General features: G+C 64.3%; 14 protein-coding genes. 11 read left to right on the forward strand and 3 right to left on the reverse strand.

What is annotated here, in order from left to right; translation table 11 throughout:
* Positions 1–291: 291 nt before the first annotated feature.
* The gene (locus EWM57_RS03155) at positions 292–1,521 is read left to right on the forward strand and encodes an MFS transporter (RefSeq protein ID WP_242509964.1); all 1,230 of its coding nucleotides are present in this window, start codon (positions 292–294) and stop codon (positions 1,519–1,521) included.
* A 122-nt stretch (positions 1,522–1,643) separates the two neighbouring features.
* Positions 1,644–2,177 carry a DUF2911 domain-containing protein gene (locus EWM57_RS03160; protein WP_129919680.1) on the forward strand — a complete coding sequence of 178 codons (534 nt, stop codon included), beginning with the start codon at positions 1,644–1,646 and terminating at the stop codon, positions 2,175–2,177.
* Between the two features lie 76 nt (positions 2,178–2,253).
* Here the strand turns inward: EWM57_RS03160 and EWM57_RS03165 are convergent, their stop codons facing one another.
* Together EWM57_RS03165 and EWM57_RS03170 are read right to left on the reverse strand one after the other, a co-directional pair.
* Positions 2,254–2,892 carry a M23 family metallopeptidase gene (locus EWM57_RS03165; RefSeq protein ID WP_165370393.1) on the reverse strand — a complete coding sequence of 213 codons (639 nt, stop codon included), beginning with the start codon at positions 2,890–2,892 and terminating at the stop codon, positions 2,254–2,256.
* Positions 2,893–3,058: 166 nt separating this feature from the next.
* Positions 3,059–4,042, reverse strand: a complete 984-nt coding sequence (locus tag EWM57_RS03170) for a tryptophan 2,3-dioxygenase family protein (RefSeq protein ID WP_129919682.1) — start codon at positions 4,040–4,042, stop codon at positions 3,059–3,061.
* A 202-nt stretch (positions 4,043–4,244) separates the two neighbouring features.
* Between EWM57_RS03170 and sdaAB the strand changes: the two genes are divergently transcribed.
* From sdaAB to EWM57_RS03200, 6 genes are all read left to right on the forward strand, one after another.
* The gene (gene sdaAB, locus EWM57_RS03175; protein ID WP_129919683.1) at positions 4,245–4,925 is read left to right on the forward strand and encodes an L-serine ammonia-lyase, iron-sulfur-dependent subunit beta; all 681 of its coding nucleotides are present in this window, start codon (positions 4,245–4,247) and stop codon (positions 4,923–4,925) included.
* 26 nt (positions 4,926–4,951) lie between these two features.
* Complete coding sequence (locus tag EWM57_RS03180; protein WP_129919684.1) at positions 4,952–6,496, forward strand: TolC family protein; 1,545 nt, start codon at positions 4,952–4,954, stop codon at positions 6,494–6,496.
* Positions 6,497–6,682: 186 nt separating this feature from the next.
* Entirely contained in the window at positions 6,683–8,089 is a 1,407-nt protein-coding gene (locus EWM57_RS03185) for an efflux RND transporter periplasmic adaptor subunit (protein WP_207218261.1), read from the forward strand.
* Positions 8,090–8,282: 193 nt separating this feature from the next.
* Positions 8,283–9,272: an NAD(P)H-dependent glycerol-3-phosphate dehydrogenase gene (locus EWM57_RS03190; RefSeq protein ID WP_129919685.1), complete on the forward strand. Its 990-nt coding sequence runs from the start codon at positions 8,283–8,285 to the stop codon at positions 9,270–9,272.
* 44 nt (positions 9,273–9,316) lie between these two features.
* The gene (locus tag EWM57_RS03195; RefSeq protein ID WP_165370394.1) at positions 9,317–9,721 is read left to right on the forward strand and encodes a hypothetical protein; all 405 of its coding nucleotides are present in this window, start codon (positions 9,317–9,319) and stop codon (positions 9,719–9,721) included.
* A 13-nt stretch (positions 9,722–9,734) separates the two neighbouring features.
* Positions 9,735–10,163: an EamA family transporter gene (locus tag EWM57_RS03200; RefSeq protein ID WP_129919687.1), complete on the forward strand. Its 429-nt coding sequence runs from the start codon at positions 9,735–9,737 to the stop codon at positions 10,161–10,163.
* A 13-nt stretch (positions 10,164–10,176) separates the two neighbouring features.
* On the opposite strand, the gene EWM57_RS03205 is transcribed toward EWM57_RS03200, so the two are convergent.
* Entirely contained in the window at positions 10,177–10,578 is a 402-nt protein-coding gene (locus EWM57_RS03205) for a hypothetical protein (RefSeq protein ID WP_129919688.1), read from the reverse strand.
* Positions 10,579–10,763: 185 nt separating this feature from the next.
* Between EWM57_RS03205 and EWM57_RS03210 the strand changes: the two genes are divergently transcribed.
* The 3 genes from EWM57_RS03210 (at position 10,764) to EWM57_RS03220 (ending at position 16,573) form a co-directional block, all read left to right on the forward strand.
* Positions 10,764–11,168, forward strand: a complete 405-nt coding sequence (locus EWM57_RS03210) for a DUF4259 domain-containing protein (protein WP_129919689.1) — start codon at positions 10,764–10,766, stop codon at positions 11,166–11,168.
* A 103-nt stretch (positions 11,169–11,271) separates the two neighbouring features.
* Complete coding sequence (locus tag EWM57_RS03215; protein ID WP_129919690.1) at positions 11,272–12,960, forward strand: catalase; 1,689 nt, start codon at positions 11,272–11,274, stop codon at positions 12,958–12,960.
* Positions 12,961–13,210: 250 nt separating this feature from the next.
* Complete coding sequence (locus EWM57_RS03220) at positions 13,211–16,573, forward strand: DEAD/DEAH box helicase (protein WP_129919691.1); 3,363 nt, start codon at positions 13,211–13,213, stop codon at positions 16,571–16,573.
* The last annotated feature ends 4 nt before the right edge of the window (positions 16,574–16,577 follow it).

The following is a 16,577-nucleotide window of genomic DNA, read 5'->3' on the forward strand; positions in this document are numbered from 1 at the left end:
CTGAACCTGCCCAGCGGATTAAAAAGTTCACAAACCCGGGCAATATTCTATCTAATTTGCCCCATGTACGGGCCCAGTGCAGGAGTCGGATTATACGAGACTCGCTCATTGTCTGTTCGCCACCGGGGCTGGAATCCGTTTAGCCTTGCCCACCTACTTGTCTGCCTCGCGCGCCCTGTCCGCCTTTTCGAGCCGTTTTCTTATGCTGCCATCCGCTGCCCCTTCCGCCTCCGTATCCGCCGCGGCCCGCCTGCGCTCCATCTTCAGCGGGTCGGTGGGCAACCTGGTGGAGTGGTACGACTGGTACGTGTACTCGGCGTTTTCCCTGTACTTCGCCCCGGCCTTTTCCCCAAGGGCAACCTTACGGCCCAGCTGCTCAACACGGCCGCTATTTTCGCCGTGGGCTTTCTGATGCGCCCGCTCGGGGGCTGGCTGATGGGCGAATACGCCGACCGCCGCGGCCGCAAGGCCGCCCTGCTGCTGTCGGTGCTGCTGATGTGCGCCGGCTCCCTGCTCATTGCCCTCACCCCGGGCTACGCCACCATCGGCGTGGCGGCCCCGGTACTGCTGGTGGTGGCCCGGCTGGCCCAGGGGCTGAGCGTGGGCGGCGAATACGGCACCTCGGCCACTTACCTCAGCGAAATGGCCGACCGGCGCCACCGGGGCTTCTACTCGAGCTTTCAGTACGTGACCCTCATTGCCGGGCAGCTGCTGGCCCTGCTCGTGCAGCTGGGGCTGCGCCAAGTGCTGACCGAGCCCCAGATGTACGCCTGGGGCTGGCGGGTGCCGTTTGTGGTGGGCGCCGCCGCGGCCGTCACGGCCCTGTACCTGCGCCGCAGCATGGCCGAAACTGAGGCCTTTGCCCAGCAGGAAACGGCTCCCGCCCCGGCGGTTAAGCGGGAAAGCAAGCTGGCCGTGCTGCTGCGCTACCCCGGCCCAGTGCTCACGGTGGTGGGCATGACGCTGGGCGGGACCATTGCCTTTTACACGTTCACCAACTACGCCCAGAAGTTCTTGGTCAACACCTCGGGCTTCAGCAAGGACGAGGCCACGCTGATTTCATTCGGGGCCCTGGCCGTCACCATCGGGCTGCAGCCGCTGATGGGGGCGCTGTCGGATAGGGTGGGGCGGCGGCCGGTGCTGCTGTTTTTCGGGGTGGGCGCCACGCTCTTCACCGTGCCGCTGCTCACGCTGCTGAGCCGCACCCACGACGCCTGGACGGCCTTCGGCCTGCTGCTCATCGGGCTGGTTATTGTCAGCGGCTACACGGCCATCAATGCCATTGTGAAAGCCGAGCTGTTTCCGACCGAAATCCGGGCCCTGGGCGTGGGGCTGCCCTACGCCCTGACGGTGGCCATCTTCGGCGGCTCGGCCGAGTACGTAGCCCTGCAGGCCAAGGATATGGGCGTGGAAAGCTGGTACTACTGGTACGTGACCGGGTGCGCCGCCCTGTCGTTGCTCGTCTACCTGCGTATGTCCGACACGAAGCAAACCTCCCGCCTCGACGACGAGCCAAGCTAGGGCCGCGGCGCGTGCAACGCAGCCGGCCGGCTGGCGTCAGATAGGCTGCGGAGTTGAAACAAAAGCCGCATCTGCGTATTTTCAGTTCTCTCATTCACTCTCACGCCCCATTTTCCATGACCATGCGAAGCACTGCCCCCCGATTCCTGTTCGCCGCCGCCCTGCTGCTCAGCGGCCATGCCTACGCCCAGGACAACAAGATGCCCGAGGACAAGTCGAAGCGCCCCAGCCCGCCGGCCACCGTGACGACCACCGTGGGCGCGGCCACGGTCACTATCGACTACAGCCGCCCGGCCATGAAGGGCCGCAAGGTGTTTGGCGAGCTGGTGCCCTACAACGCCGTGTGGCGCACTGGGGCCAACGAGGCCACCACTTTTACCGTCGACAAGCCCGTCAAAATCGAGGGCCAGACCCTGCCCGCCGGCAAATACGCCCTGTTCACCATCCCGACGGCCACGGAGTGGACCATCATCTTCAACAAGACCGCTAATCAGTGGGGCGCCTTTAAGTACGACCCCAAGCAGGACGCGCTGCGGGTAAAAGTGAAGGCCAAAAAGACCGCCGCCCCCGTCGAGCAGTTCACCATCACGGCGGATAAAGCCGGCAAGGTGAGCCTGATGTGGGAAAATTCCCAGGCCGATTTTATGGTGAAGTAACCGCGAATCAACCCAAACAGCCCCCGGAGTGCAGCATCAACGGCTGCGCTCCGGGGGCTGTTTGCGTAATGTCCGACTAGCGCGGCCGCAGCAGCTGCGTGCCGTTTCCGAAGACAACCGGGGCCGTTTCTATCTTCTCGGCGGTGGCCCCGGGGTAGTTGACGGTGAAATAAAGGACCGGATTGTCATCGTTGGCGCAGGAGTAGCCAATAACGTCGCCCTGGGCAACGCGCTGCCCGATACGAACCGTGGCACTCTGCTGCCGCAGATTCTGGTACCACGCGTAGCTGCCGTCCTCGTGGATGATAATAACGAAGTTGCCATCGGAGCCTCGGTTGCGCCGCGCGTCTTGTCGCAGGGTAGCCACGATACCTTCCCGGGCGGCGCAGAGGGCGGTGCCGCCCGGGAGCGGAAAGAAATATGGGTACCAGGGCTCGGGCCCATTTCCTTTGCGGGTAATGATGTGCGGCGGTTCAGCCGGGACAGCGGACTGGTACGGGAGCCTGTACACGTAGGCCGTATCGGGCAGCTGTCCGGTGTAGATACCAAGCTGGTTGGGAGCGTAATAGCGGAAGTAGAAGGGTTGGTCGGGCTCGGGCGTGAACGTGGTCAACAGTTGGGGCTTCTTGCCTGGAAAAACCACGATGCGGGCTGGCAGGGGCACGCTACTGGTCACGTGGCGCAGGTCGGCGCGGAGGTAGACGGTGTAAGGCACAAACCCACTATTTTGGGAAAACACTGAAGTGCTGCCATCCGCATTGGTGACCTGGGAAGTGTGCGCCAACTTGGGCTGCTGGCCGAAAACGGGGCCACTTAACCCCAGCGCCGTGCATAGTAGTAGCAAGCCTTTCATACGTCGTTGTCAGCCGGCGGCCTGCCTTTTATTGAACTGCCCGCACTTCTTCCAGGATGCTGTCAACCCAGCCTTTGCCCCATTCTTCGAGGTCCTGCTCGGTCCAGAGCTGGGGGTAGAAGATGCGCTTCTGAAACTTGGGAGGCAGGTACTTCTTCCAGTTGGTGCCGCCGGTGGCCGCCAGTGCGGTCGGGTCGCGCTCCAGGTAGCGCACCGCCGACTTATAGTGCATCAGGGGCCAGTTCACGTTCACGTTCACGTCGAGCTGCTTGAGGGCGCGCAACAGGCGCGGGTGCTGGCGCTCGGCTTCGGGCAGGCGCTGCACTACGCTCCACACGTTCCGGTCGTGGTAGTCGGCGGCGTGGCGGGCCAGCTGGTCGGTGTACTTCTCCTCGAACTGAATCAGGGTCAGGGCCTTGGCTCCGGTTTCCTCAATAGTAGCCCCGGCTTTCCAGTAGATGCAGCCCATGAGCTCATCGTGGGCGGCGGCCTCGCCCAGCAGGCGGCGCTTTTCCTGGTTGAGCAGGTTGTTCAGGTCAGTGCTGGCAATTTCAATCATGCGGTACTGGGCGCTCTGGAAGCCCGAGGCGGGCATCAGGGCCATGCGGAACTGCAGAAACTGCTGCTTGTCCATGCCGTCGACCATCACGTCGAACGAGTCGATCAGGTTCTCGAAGTAGCGGTTGATGCGGCCTACGCGCAGCACCAGCTCGCCCACGGTGGGTTCGCGCAGCTGCCCGATCTGCTCGTACTCGCAGAGGCAGAGCTTGAAGTAGAGCTCCGTAATCTGGTGGTACATGATAAAAATCCGCTCGTCGGGAATCTGGGTGAGCGGGCGCTGCAAACTCAGCAGCGTGTCGAGCTCGATGTAGTCCCAGTAGTTGACGTAGTCGGCGTAGTACAAGCCTTCCAGGTAGCCGGCCAAGTCCTGACCGTCAGCGGCATACTTGCGCTGGAGTCGTCGGAGCTGCTCGAGTACGGCGGGCGAGAATTCGTCCTCGGGGGTGGTCATGGGTGAGGGGTGGAGTGGGAGTGAGGGTGGGGAGTGGCTACAAAGAACGAAAAAGCCACCGAATGTGCCAGCCCCAGGCAACGCTTGGGCCGCGGGCAGCATCTTTGGGCGTAACGACGCCCGCAGCCGCGCCCGGCCCCGTCGGAGCCGGCAGGAATAGGCGTTGGTTTCCCGCCCGAAACCCCTACTTTTAGCCCGTCTTATGGCCGAGAAAAGCAGTATCTTCGATATGATCGGACCGGTAATGATTGGGCCCAGCTCCTCGCACACCGCCGGGGTGGTCCGCATTGCCAGCGCCGCCATCCGCATCCTGGGCTCGGTGCCCACGCATGCCACCATCACCTTCTATAACTCCTTTGCCCGCACCTACGAGGGGCACGGCTCCGACCGCGCCATCGTGGCCGGCCTGCTGGGTATGGCCACCGACGACAAGCGCATCCGCGACGCCTTCGACCACGCCAAGGAGGCCGGGCTGACCTACGTGTTTCAGAGCGTGGGCAACGCCAGCACCATGCACCCGAACACCATCCGCCTGCAGCTGCGCGACGAGCGCACGGGCCGGGAGGTGGAAGTTATCGGGCAGAGCCGCGGGGGCGGCGTGATTCGCATCGTGGAGGTCGACGGCTTTCCGTCCGACTTCTCGGCTTCCCTGCACACGCTCATCATCGACGCCGACGACCGCACGGGCTCCATCGCCTTCATTGCCTCCGTTATTGCCCACGACGACTGCAACATTGCCACCATGTTCGTGAGCCGCAAGGGCAAGAACGACGCGGCCCGGCAGTTCATCGAAATGGATTCGGGCCTGCGCGACATCACGCTCGAGTACCTGCGCCAGCTCAGCTGGGTGCACCGCGTAACTTATATTCCTAACATCGACTAAGCGCCCCACCCCAGCCACGCCCGGCTATGAAATCAACCCGTACTCCGCTTGCCCGCCTGGCCGCCGCCAGCGCCGGCGCCCTACTTGTGGGCTCGGCCGCGCTGCCGGCCGCCGCCCAAACGACCACGCCCGCCCAGCCCCCGGCGGCCACGCTGGCCCCGGCCGCGCCCAGCGGCCCGTATTCGCTGCGCCGGGCCGTGGACGTGGCCCTGCAAAACAACCTGACCATCCGCCAGCAGCAGCTCAGCGCCCAGAACACCGACGCCATTCTGCGCCAGAGTCGGGCCGCAATGCTGCCCTCGGCCAACGCCAGCGCCAACCAGAACTTCAACTTCGGCACCACCATTGACCCGCTGACGAACCAGTTCACGACCAAGAGCACCATCATCCGGTCGAACAACTTCTCGCTCAGCTCCCAGGTCACGCTGTTTTCGGGCTTCCAGCTGCGCAACACCATCAAGCGCAACGTGCTCGACTACGAGGCGGGGCTGCAGGACGTGGAAAAGTCGAAAAATGACATTGCCCTGAACGTGGCCTCCTCGTTTCTGCAGCTGGTGCTGGCCCAGGAGCTGGTGCGGGCCAACCAGGCGCGCGTGAACAGCTCCCAGCAGCAGGTGGAGCGCACTCGCAAGCTGCTCAAGGCCGGCAGCGTGGCCGAAAGCAACCTGCTCGACAGCCAGGCTCAGCAGGCTTCCGACGAGCTCAATGTCATCACGGCCCAGAACCAGGTCGACTTTTACCGCCTCCAGCTGGCCCAGCTGCTGAACCTGAATTCGGTGGCCGGCTTTGACATTGAGGTGCCCAACCTGCCCGACCCCGATGAGGAGTTGCCGCTGGTGGGCAACCCCGACGGCACCTACCAGACGGCCCAGGAGCTGATGCCCGAGGTGAAGGCCGCCGACCTGCGCACCCAGAGCGCCCACCGCACGGTGGACGTGAGCCGGGGCGGCTACCTGCCCCGCCTGACCATGGCCGGCTTCCTGAGCTCGGGCTACTCGTCGTCCCGCCAGACCTTCGTGCCCACCGGTGAGTTCGAGGACGGCACCATCTCGCCGGTCTACACCATCGACCCCAACCCGAAAGTGCGCACCCCGGTACCCGGTACGGTCGCCATCGGCTTGCAGCCCAAGTTCACCAGCCTGCCCGACGGCTTTTTCAACCAGCTGCGCAACAACTACGGCAAGCAGATTCAGTTTGCCCTGCAGGTGCCGATTCTGAACGGATTGCAGGTGCGCACCAACGTGCAGCGCGCCGAAATCGGGGTGAAGCAGGCCGAGCTGCGCGCCGAGCAAACCCGCCTGACCCTGCGCCAGAACATCCAGCAGGCCTACTCCGACGCCATTGCCGCCCAGCGCAAGTACAGCGCCGCCAAGCGCCAGACCGAAGCCCTGAGCACGGCTTACCGCAACGCCGAAATCCGCTTCAACAACGGCCTGCTCAACGGCACGGACTTCAACATCGCCAAAAACAACCTCTACGGGGCCGAGTCGAGCATGATCCAGGCCAAGTACGAGTTTATCTTCCGCCGCAAGGTGCTCGACTTCTACGAGGGCCGGGCCCTGGACCTGTAAGGGCCGCCCAGCCCGGGCCGGCGCCGCAGCGGCCGACTCAAAGCTGCCTTCTACCGGCGCAGGCGGTGCTTTTTCCGGATTTTCCCCCGGCGCCGCCCGCGCATTACTGCCGACTACTTCCTTACTTTGCCCCGTCATAAACGCCTGACGGATTCCTTTCCACACTTCCGGGTCTCATTTCTGAGCATGAAAAACAACCGATTACTCTACATTCTGCTGGCCGTGCTGGGCGCACTGCTACTTGGCTTCGTGGTAGCGAAAAAGAAAGGCTGGGTGGGGCAGCCGGCGGGCACCGAAGTTATCGTGTCCAAGGCCGCGCCGGCCACCATTGTGGAGAAGGTCAGTGCCTCGGGCAAAGTGCAGCCCGAAACAGAAGTGAAAATCTCGCCCGACGTATCGGGCGAAATCACCGAGCTCTACGTCGAGGAAGGCGACTCGGTGCGCAAGGGCCAGCTGCTGCTGCGCATCCGCCCCGATAACTACCAGGCCATGGTGAATATGCAGTCGGCCACCGTGGGCACCCAGCGCGCCAACGTGGGCCAGACCCAGGCCCGCCTGCAGCAGCTGATTGCCTCGGCCAAGCAAACCGAGCTGACCTACCGCCGCAACGCCTCGCTCTACAAGCAGAAAGTTATTTCCCAGGCCGACTACGAGGCCTCCCAGGCCGCCTACAACGCCTCCCAAGAGGAAATCAACTCGGCCCGCCAGAGCATCCGCGCCGCCCAGAGCAACGTGGCCAGCGCCCAGGCTTCGCTCGATGAGGCCCGCAAAAACCTGAACAAAACCACGATTTACGCCCCCGTCAGCGGTACGGTCAGCAAGCTCAACGTGAAGAAGGGCGAGCGGGTCGTGGGCACGACCCAGATGGCGGGCACCGAAATCATGCGCATTGCCAACCTCAACTCGATGGAGGTGCGGGTGAGCGTGAACGAAAACGACATCATCAACGTGGACCTCGGCGACTCGGCCATCGTGGAAGTCGATTCCTACGCCAGCAAGGACGAGAAATTCCGGGGCCTAGTGACCAGCATTGCCAACACGGCCAAGGACGCGCTGACGGCTGAGGCCGTCACCGAGTTTGAGGTCCGCATCCGCCTCTTGCCCGAGTCGTACCGTCACCTGCAGCGCACCGTCAAGGGCCACACCATCGTGCCCTTCCGCCCCGGCATGACGGCCTCCGTCGACGTGATTACCGACCGCAAAAGCAACGTGCTGAGCGTGCCGCTGGCCGCCGTCACGACCCGCTCCGACAGCACCGAGGCCAAGGCCGGGGAGGACCAGAAGGGCGTGAAGGTGAACCGCGGCAGCACGGCCCCAGCCGAAAACAACGGCAAGCCGGCCCCGAAAGTTGACATTCAGGAAGTGGTATTCGTGGTGCGCAACGGCAAGGCTGTGATGACGCCCGTCAAGACCGGCATCAGCGACTTCGCCAACATCGAAATCCTGAGCGGCCTGCAGGCCGGCGAGCAGGTAGTCAGCGGACCCTTCCGGGCCGTGGCCAAAACCCTCAAGGACGGCGCGCTGGTGGTTATCAAAGACGCCAAGACCATCAACAAGGCTGCCCTGAAGGAAACCCCCGAAGAAGACAAGTAAGCTGTTTAGCTCGTCGTGGCCCGCCCCGCCAAGCAAGTTGGCCGGCGCAGGAAGACGGGCCGGATTTACCCGAACCGGCCGAAAAGCCCTTGACGTAAGCGCCCGTCAAGGGCTTTTCTGTCAGGAAACTTTGCACATTTGAGCGGCTGGAGAGCCTTGTTTCGCCCGCCCAGACCCTAGCCAGAACTACACAGTGGAAAAAATAGCCATGATTGGCGGCGGCTCCTGGGCCACCGCGCTGACCAAGATACTGTCGGAAAACGGGGCCCGCGTGGGCTGGTGGCAGCGCAGCAAAGACGACGTGCAGCACCTGCGCAGCACCCGCCACAACCGCCGCTACCTCTCGTCGGTGGCCTTCGACCTGACCCGCGTGTTTCCTTCCACCGACCTGGAGGAAGTGGTCAAGGAAGCCGACTGGCTGGTGCTGGCCGTGCCCGCCGCCTTCGTCAAGGATGCCCTGGACAAGCTCGACCGGGACGCGCTGAAAAACAAGCGCATTATTTCGGCCATTAAGGGCATGATTCCGGGCAAAAACCTGCTCGTGACCGACTACGTGGCCGAGCGGTTCCGCCTGCCCGTGGCCAGCCTGGGCATTGTGGCCGGGCCCTGCCACGCCGAGGAAGTGGCCCTGGAAAAGCAAAGCTACCTGACCATCGGCTCCGTGGACCACCAGCTGGCCGAGGACTTCAGCCAGCTGCTGCGCAACCGCTACGTAAAGGCCCACCCCATGGCCGACCTCGACGGTATTGAGTACTGCGCCGTGATGAAGAACATCATTGCCCTGACCTGCGGCATTGCCCACGGCCTGGGCTACGGCGACAATTTCCAGGCCGTGCTGGTCAGCAACGCGGTGCAGGAAATGCGCCGCTTCGTGCACGCCCTGAACCCCCAGCCTCGCGACCTATCGGCCTCGGCCTACCTGGGTGACTTGCTGGTGACGGCCTACTCGCAGTTTTCGCGCAACCGCACTTTCGGCAGCATGATCGGGCGGGGGTACTCGGTGAAGTCGGCGCAGATGGAGATGAACATGGTGGCCGAGGGCTACTACGCCGTCAAGAGCATCTACGAGCTCAACAAGGAGCTCAAGGTGCCCATGCCCATTGCCACGGCCGCCTACCACATCCTCTACGAAAAGATTTCCCCGGCCGTGGAGCTGGAGATTCTGAAGGAGAAGTTTAGATGAGAAATCTGTACCGAAGCGGGTTTGGAGTGGTTTGCTTAAGCTTGTTGCTGGGCTTCCAAACTGCCCCAAAAGCACCCGTCGCTGTTGTGACCGATAAGGCCGCCTATGCGCCGCCGCAAGCCATCCAGGTGCGGCTAACCAACCAGACGGCTCAGCCGCTCGAATACGTCGTCAGGATGGAGTGGCGTCTGGACAGCCAATGGCTGCCGTTGGATATGGATGTAGTATCGAATACCCCACTATCGTACACGACCAAGCGGACGGGCCGAATCAGAAAGATACTGCCCGGGCACCCCGTTGCGGTGAGCTACAATGCCTACATCAACAAGGCAACTGCGCCTACGCTGCGCCACGGTCCGGTACAGGCCCGGTTTGTGGCCGTCCTCTACAACCCGGAAGGAGATAAGAAGACCCGGGTGGAGTCGGCCCCGATTCTTATCAAGCGGTAAAGCTGGTCTTACGATGCCCTGGATTCTGCTCGCCCTGCTCACGGCCCTGTGCCTGGCGCTCTACAACTTTTTCATCAAGCTGGCTGCCGACCAGCTCCCGGCCGCCGTGGGCGCGGTGGTGCTCCAGCTGGTGGCCGCCCTGCTGGGCGCGCTGTGGCTGCTCAAGCTCAAGTGGGAGGGGCAGCCGCTGCCCATTACCACCAAAGGCCTGGTGCTGGCCGCGCTGGCGGGCCTGGGCGTGGGGCTGGCCGAGATTCTGACCTTCGTGGTCTTCAGCCGGGGCGTGCCTTCGTCGGTGGGCACGCCGGTGATTGTGGGCGGCTCGGTGCTGCTGACGGCGGTGCTGGGCCTGGTCATCCTGCGCGAGTCGCTCACGCTGCCCCAGGGGCTGGGCTTGCTGCTGATTGTGGCCGGCATTGCCCTGCTGGCCCGCGGGCACTAAGTCAGCGTTACTGCTACGACATGGCCGCCAGACCGGCTGCTAATGTGGGCAGGGTGCGCTGCAACGCGGCTTCCAGCTTGGTGTGGTGACAGGCCAAATACGACTGCAGCGTGCCGCGCCGGTGAATGAAGATGCGCGTGTCGGCCGCGTCCGGGGCGGCATCCTTGGCCGGGCAGTACTCGGCCACGGTTAGCTGGCAGTCGTTGCGGAAGTCGATAATCAGGTGGGCTCCGTGGTAGAGCTTGTCCTGCCAGCCGCTGACGCGGGTGGGCTGCAGACTCAGCAGCAGCGGCAAACAGGCCGTGAGCTGCTCGGTCACAATCTCCTGGCAGCTGTCCGACAGCGAACCGACGGCCTGCAGCTGCTGGCGCAGCTCCTGCTGGATCTGCTGGCTCAGGGTATCGGATTTGGGCAAGCGCTTTAAAAGTCTTCGCACGGGCAAAACGGTTGCGGCTGGAAAACAGTAAAGATAACCCCTGCGCGCCCGCGGCCCTAGCGCGGGCGGCAAATAACTTCGCCGCGCCGGCCTTTACTGCCCCGCCGCCGCCTGCGCGCCGTATAGCAAGTCCTACTTTCTTTTTGTACACCAACCCATCCATCATGAGCACTCTGGGCAACAGCAACTTTGACGACGATTCCGCGGCCGACTTCCTGGCTGATTTCACCGAGGCCCCGGGCGAAGTAGCCCTGCTCGAAGCCCTGGCCCCGGCCGCCGACGCCGCCGAGGATCAGGAGTACCTGGAAGCGGAAGTGGCGGGGCCGGCCATGGCGGCGGCCGAAATCGTGGCCGCGCTGGCCGGGCAGCCTTTCGCGGGCTTTCCCGCGGGGTTGCTCCAGCAGCTGCAGCAGCTGGATATCAGCGACCTGGAGGAGCTGCAGGAGCTGGCCACCCAGGCCGTGACGGCCGTGGCCCAGGACTCGGAGCTGCGGGCCCAGGCCGCCGAGGGCAGCACGCTCAACGACTGGCTTACCCAGCAGCAGGAACTGCTCAAGCGCCTGGCCTAGGGCAGCCGGCTTGGGGAGTTGAAATGTGCAAAATAATGGCCGCCGGTGAACATTGGCCGAGTTATTTGTAGTTTAAAGTAGCCAACCACTATCCTGAACGCGAATGCAAAACGACCCACAACACCTCAACGCTGCCGGGGCCACTAATGGCGCCAACGGCACCAGCGGCAATGGTACCGGCACGGCCGTCACCGGGGCCGGCACCTCCCACGATGGGCGCACGGCCGCCGGCGAAGATGCCCAGACCCTGACCACCCGCCAGGGCCACCCGCTGACCAACAACCAGAACCTGCGTACCGTGGGCAACCGCGGGCCGGCCACGCTGGAAAACTACCAGTTCCTGGAAAAAATCAGCCATTTCGACCGGGAACGGGTACCCGAACGGGTGGTGCACGCCCGCGGCGCCGGCGCCCACGGCGTGTTCGAAGCCTACGGCAAAGTCGGCGACGAGCCCATTGCCAAATACACCCGGGCCAAGCTCTTTAACACGGCCGGCAAGCAAACGCCCGTCTTCGTGCGCTTCAGCACCGTGGGCCACGGCGGCCACTCGCCCGAGACCCTGCGCGACCCCCGCGGCTTCGCCGTGAAGTTCTACACCGAGGACGGCAACTGGGACTTGGTGGGCAACAACCTGAAGGTTTTCTTCATCCGCGACGCCATGAAGTTCCCGGATCTGATTCACTCCCAGAAGCCCGACCCGGTGCACAACCGCCAGACCGGGGAGCGGATTTTTGACTTTATTTCCAACACCCCCGAGGCCATGCACATGGTGTCGTTTCTGTTTTCGCCCTGGGGCATTCCGGCCAACTACCGGCAGATGCAGGGTTCGGGCGTGAACACCTATAAGTGGGTGAACCAGGCCGGCGAGGCCGTGCTGGTCAAGTACCACTGGGAGCCGCTGCAGGGCGTTAAAAACCTGACCCAGCCCGAGGCCGAGGCCATCCAGGCCAAAAACTTCAACCACGCCACCCAGGACCTGTTCGACCACATTGCCAAGGGCGACTTTCCGGAGTGGGAGCTGCGGGTGCAGATCATGAGCGACGATGAGCACCCCGAGCTCGACTTCGACCCGCTCGACGACACCAAGATCTGGCCCGAAGACCAGTTTCCCCACCTGCCCGTGGGCAAGATGACACTCAATAAAAACCCCGAAAACTACTTTGCCGAAGTGGAGCAGTCGGCCTTCGGCACGGGCGTGCTGGTCGACGGCCTCGACTTTTCGGACGACAAAATGCTGCAGGGGCGCACGTTCTCGTACTCGGACACCCAGCGCTACCGCGTGGGCACCAACTACCTGCAGCTGCCCATCAACGCGCCCAAAAAGCACGTGGCCACCAATCAGCGCGACGGGCAGATGGCCTACCACGTGGATTCGGCCCCGGGCCAGAACCTGCACACCAACTACGAGCCCAGCTCCCTGAACGGCCTGAAGGAAGCGCCCCGCTCGGCCCCCGACCATACCCCCGAGTACTCGGGCCGCCTGCTGCGCCAGACCATCGACCGGCAGAACAACTTCAAGCAGGCCGGCGAACGGTACCGCCTGCACGAGGACTGGGAGCGGGATGATTTGATCAACAACATGGTCGGCGCTCTGGCCAGCGCCAACCGCACCGTGAGCGACAAAATGGTGGAGCTCTGCACCAACTGCGACCCGGACTGGGGTAAGCGTCTGGCCGACGGCCTCCAGCAGGCCCGCAGCGGCCAGGCCGGGGGTACCCAGGCCAACGAAGCCAAGAGCGCCCAGGCCGTGAAGCAGGCCGAGCAAGTTGCCCACGACGCCAAGCCGTATTAAGCAGCTGGCCTGCCATCCAGATTCCTGCTTACTCCCACGTAAAAACAGCCCGCTGATTCTTTCGGCGGGCTGTTTTGGTATAACCGGCAAGGCTGGCTCCGCCGGCCAGCACCGGCTTCCGGGCTTTGTCTGGTAGCCACTGCAACTACAACCGGGATTTAGCGGGTATTTTTGCCGGACCAGGGCGGCGCGACGGTAGAAAATCCGGTAGGGCCCGCCGTTCAGCCTTTCTTCCGTTTCTGCGTCTCGTATGCTTTCCGCGCCCCACGCGTACGTATTTGCCCATCTGCTGCTACCCGACCTGACGGAAACGCTCGTGGCCGCGCACTGCCTGGATTATTCAACCCTGGCCGACCAGGACGGGGCGGCCGTGCAGGTCGTGGCGCTAACCGAGGATGCGGGGGAATTCACGGTGGCAGCTCCCGGGTGGTCGGTGCCCGTGACCGTGACCCAGACCCAGACTCCCGCGCCGGGGCTGACGGTGCGCTGCGGGTGCCCGGCTCTGCGGGGCCGGCTCTGCGGGCACCAGGCCCAGGTACTGCTGGCCCTGCTACGCCGGACCGAGCTGCGGATTTTCTTCGACACTGACCTGCGCCAGACCCGGCTGCGGCGGGAGGCCCGTGCCTATGGGCTGGAAGGCGAAGTTGACCCGGCGGCGCATTTCAGTGTGCGCTACGCCGACCAGCAGCTGAGCTTGGTGCCCCGGCAGGCGGGTCTGCTGGCTTTCACACCCGCCGCCCAGCAGCAGCTTACCGAAGTCCTGCTGCCGCCGCGCCCGACTACGCCGACCGCAGCCTCTGCCGCCGCTACCCGGCGCATTCTAGTGCTGGGCCCCCACAAGTACTACGGCCACCTGACCGTGCACCTGTTTGATGCTCCGCTGACGGCGGCTGGCAAGCCCAAAAACCCGCTGACCGGGGTACCGCCCCTGGATGCGGCCCTGGCCAGCCCCAACCTGGCCGAAAGCCGGTTTTACGCGGCCGTGTCGCGCCTGCAGCAGCCCCACGGGGAGCGAAACCCGCCCGTCGACCACGCCGCCCTGCGGGCCGTGGTGGAAAATCCGCTGGGACTGGCGGTGTTTTGGAGCCCGGAGGCGTTGTCGGACCGCACCACGGCGCCTGGCCTGCGCCCGCTGGGGTTGCGGCCCGGCCCGGTGGAAGTGAGCCTGGAAGTAACGGAGCGGGCAGCGTTTCACGAGGTGGTGGCCCGGGTGCAGCTCAACGGCGCCACCTACGCGCCCGAGGCGTTGCCGCTGAAATTCGCCGCCTTTCTGGCCCTGGACAACGTCTGGTATCTGGTCGAGCGGCCGGCGGTGCGGCGGGTGCTGGCTTTTTTCAAGGACCGCCCCGGGCCGCTGGTGCTCCACCACTCCCAGTTTGCGGCGTTTCAGCACGCCATCCTCGCGCCCCTGGCCCCCGACGTGCCGGTGACCTACGTCGGACTGGCGCCGGCCACGCCGGCCCAGCTCACGGCCCACGGCGTAACTCAGGCCCCCGAAAAGCTGCTCTACTTATCGGACTCCGGCGACTACGTGGACCTGGTGCCGGTGATGCGCTACGGCAGCGTGGAAGTGCCGGTGCTCGCGCGCCAGCCGGTTTACCTGACCGATGCGCGCACGCGCAAGCCCTTCGCCCTGCCCCGCGACGAAACGGCGGAAGTCGCCTTCACGGCCCTGCTCACCCGGCAGCACCCCGACTTTGCCGAGCAGCTCCACCGGGAGGCATTCAGCCTGTCGCGGCGGCAGTTTCTGGAGGAAGAGTGGTTTTTAGAGGCCTTCGAGACCTGGCAGCAGCAGGGCATCACGGTGCTGGGCTTCCGGGAGCTGAAAAACAACCTCTACACCCCCCACAAGGCCCGTGTGACGGTGCGCGTGGGTACCGAGGCCAACTGGTTCGACACCGAGCTGCACGTGCGCTTCGGGCCGCAGAAAGTGCCCCTGGCCAGCCTGCACAAGGCCCTGCGCAACAAAAGCCGCTACGTGACCCTGGGCGACGGTACCCGCGGCATTCTGCCCCAGCACTGGCTGGACCGCTTTGCCCGCTACTTCTCGGCTGGGGAGCTGGTCGGGGAGCGGCTCCGGACCCCAAAAATCAGCTTCGCCACCGTGGCGGCCGACTACGAGCCCGAGTTTCTGACGCCCGAAACCCGGGCCCAGCTCGCCGAGTACCAGGCCCAGCTGACCGACTTTGCCGGCATCGAGCCGGTGGCCCCGCCCGCGGAGCTGCGCGGCACGCTGCGGCCCTACCAGCAGCACGGCCTGGACTGGCTTTGCTTTCTGGACCAGTTCGGCTTCGGGGGCTGCCTGGCCGACGACATGGGCCTGGGTAAGACCATCACCGTGCTGGCCTTGCTGCTGCTGCAGCGCCAGCGCCGTCCCGGGGCCGTGAGCCTAGTGGTGGTACCGACTTCGCTCGTGTTCAACTGGCAGGCCGAGGCCGCCCGGTTTGCGCCCGCACTGCGCCTGCTGGTGGTCCACGGCCCCGACCGGCCCCGCAGCAGCGGCGCCTTCGCCAACCACGACGTGGTGCTGACCACCTACGGCACGCTGCTCACCGACGTCGGTTTTCTGAAAAGCTACCCGTTCAACTACGTTATTCTCGATGAGTCCCAGGCCATCAAGAACCCGGCTTCCCAGCGTTACCACGCCGTGCGGCAGCTCCAGGCCCGCAACCGGCTGGTGCTGACTGGCACGCCCATCGAAAATAACACCTACGACCTCTACGGGCAGCTTTCCTTTGCCTGCCCGGGTCTGCTGGGCACCCAGCAGCACTTCAAAACTCAGTTTGCCACGCCCATCGACAAGTTTAAGTCGACCCCGCACGCGCGGGCGCTGCTGGCCCGGATCCGGCCCTTTGTGCTGCGCCGCACCAAGCAGCAGGTGGCCGCCGAGCTGCCCGCTAAAACCGAGATGGTGGTGTACTGCGACATGGGCGAGGAGCAGCGGCAGGTGTACGAGCGTTTCCGGAAGCAGTACCGCGAATGGCTCATGGGGAAGGAGCCCGAGGAGTTGCCCCAGCAGCGCCTGCACATTCTGCAGGGCCTGACCAAGCTGCGCCAGATCTGCAACTCCCCGGCGCTGCTCAACGACGAGCGGTTCTACGGCACGGCTTCGGCCAAGCTGCACCGGCTTGTGCACGAAATCGAGGACAAGGCCCCCGAGCACAAGATTCTGGTCTTTTCGCAGTTTGTGGGCATGCTCAAGCTCGTGCACGCGGCCCTCACCGCGCGGGGTATTGCCACGCTCACGCTCACGGGCCAGTCGAAAATCCGCGCCGCCACGGTCGAGGCCTTCCAGCAGGATCCGACGGCGCGCGTGTTCTTGATTTCGCTTAAAGCCGGGGGCACGGGCCTGAATCTGACCGAAGCCGACTACGTGTACCTCGTGGACCCGTGGTGGAACCCGGCGGTGGAAAACCAGGCCATTGACCGCAGCCACCGCCTGGGCCAGACCAAGCCCGTGGTGGCCGTGCGCCTGATTTGCCCCGATACGGTGGAGGAAAAAATCCAGGAGCTCCAGGCCGGCAAGCAGGAGCTGGCCTCGGATCTGATTCGCACCGACACGGCCGTGCTCAAGTCATTATCGGCGGCCGAGCTGCTGACGTTGTTCAGCTAAGACC

Source organism: Hymenobacter persicinus (assembly GCF_004167665.1).
Lineage (GTDB): Bacteria > Bacteroidota > Bacteroidia > Cytophagales > Hymenobacteraceae > Hymenobacter > Hymenobacter persicinus.

Excerpts from the sequence above, each read along its gene's own strand:
- EWM57_RS03185 (WP_207218261.1), top strand. The coding sequence starts at position 6,683 with ATGAAAAACAACCGATTACTCTACATTCTGCTGGCCGTGCTGGGCGCA.
- EWM57_RS03220 (WP_129919691.1), top strand. The coding sequence starts at position 13,211 with ATGCTTTCCGCGCCCCACGCGTACGTATTTGCCCATCTGCTGCTACCC.
- EWM57_RS03215 (WP_129919690.1), top strand. The coding sequence starts at position 11,272 with ATGCAAAACGACCCACAACACCTCAACGCTGCCGGGGCCACTAATGGC.
- EWM57_RS03160 (WP_129919680.1), top strand. The coding sequence starts at position 1,644 with ATGCGAAGCACTGCCCCCCGATTCCTGTTCGCCGCCGCCCTGCTGCTC.
- sdaAB (WP_129919683.1), top strand. The coding sequence starts at position 4,245 with ATGGCCGAGAAAAGCAGTATCTTCGATATGATCGGACCGGTAATGATT.
- EWM57_RS03200 (WP_129919687.1), top strand. The coding sequence starts at position 9,735 with ATGCCCTGGATTCTGCTCGCCCTGCTCACGGCCCTGTGCCTGGCGCTC.
- EWM57_RS03180 (WP_129919684.1), top strand. The coding sequence starts at position 4,952 with ATGAAATCAACCCGTACTCCGCTTGCCCGCCTGGCCGCCGCCAGCGCC.
- EWM57_RS03170 (WP_129919682.1), bottom strand. The coding sequence starts at position 4,042 with ATGACCACCCCCGAGGACGAATTCTCGCCCGCCGTACTCGAGCAGCTC.
- EWM57_RS03210 (WP_129919689.1), top strand. The coding sequence starts at position 10,764 with ATGAGCACTCTGGGCAACAGCAACTTTGACGACGATTCCGCGGCCGAC.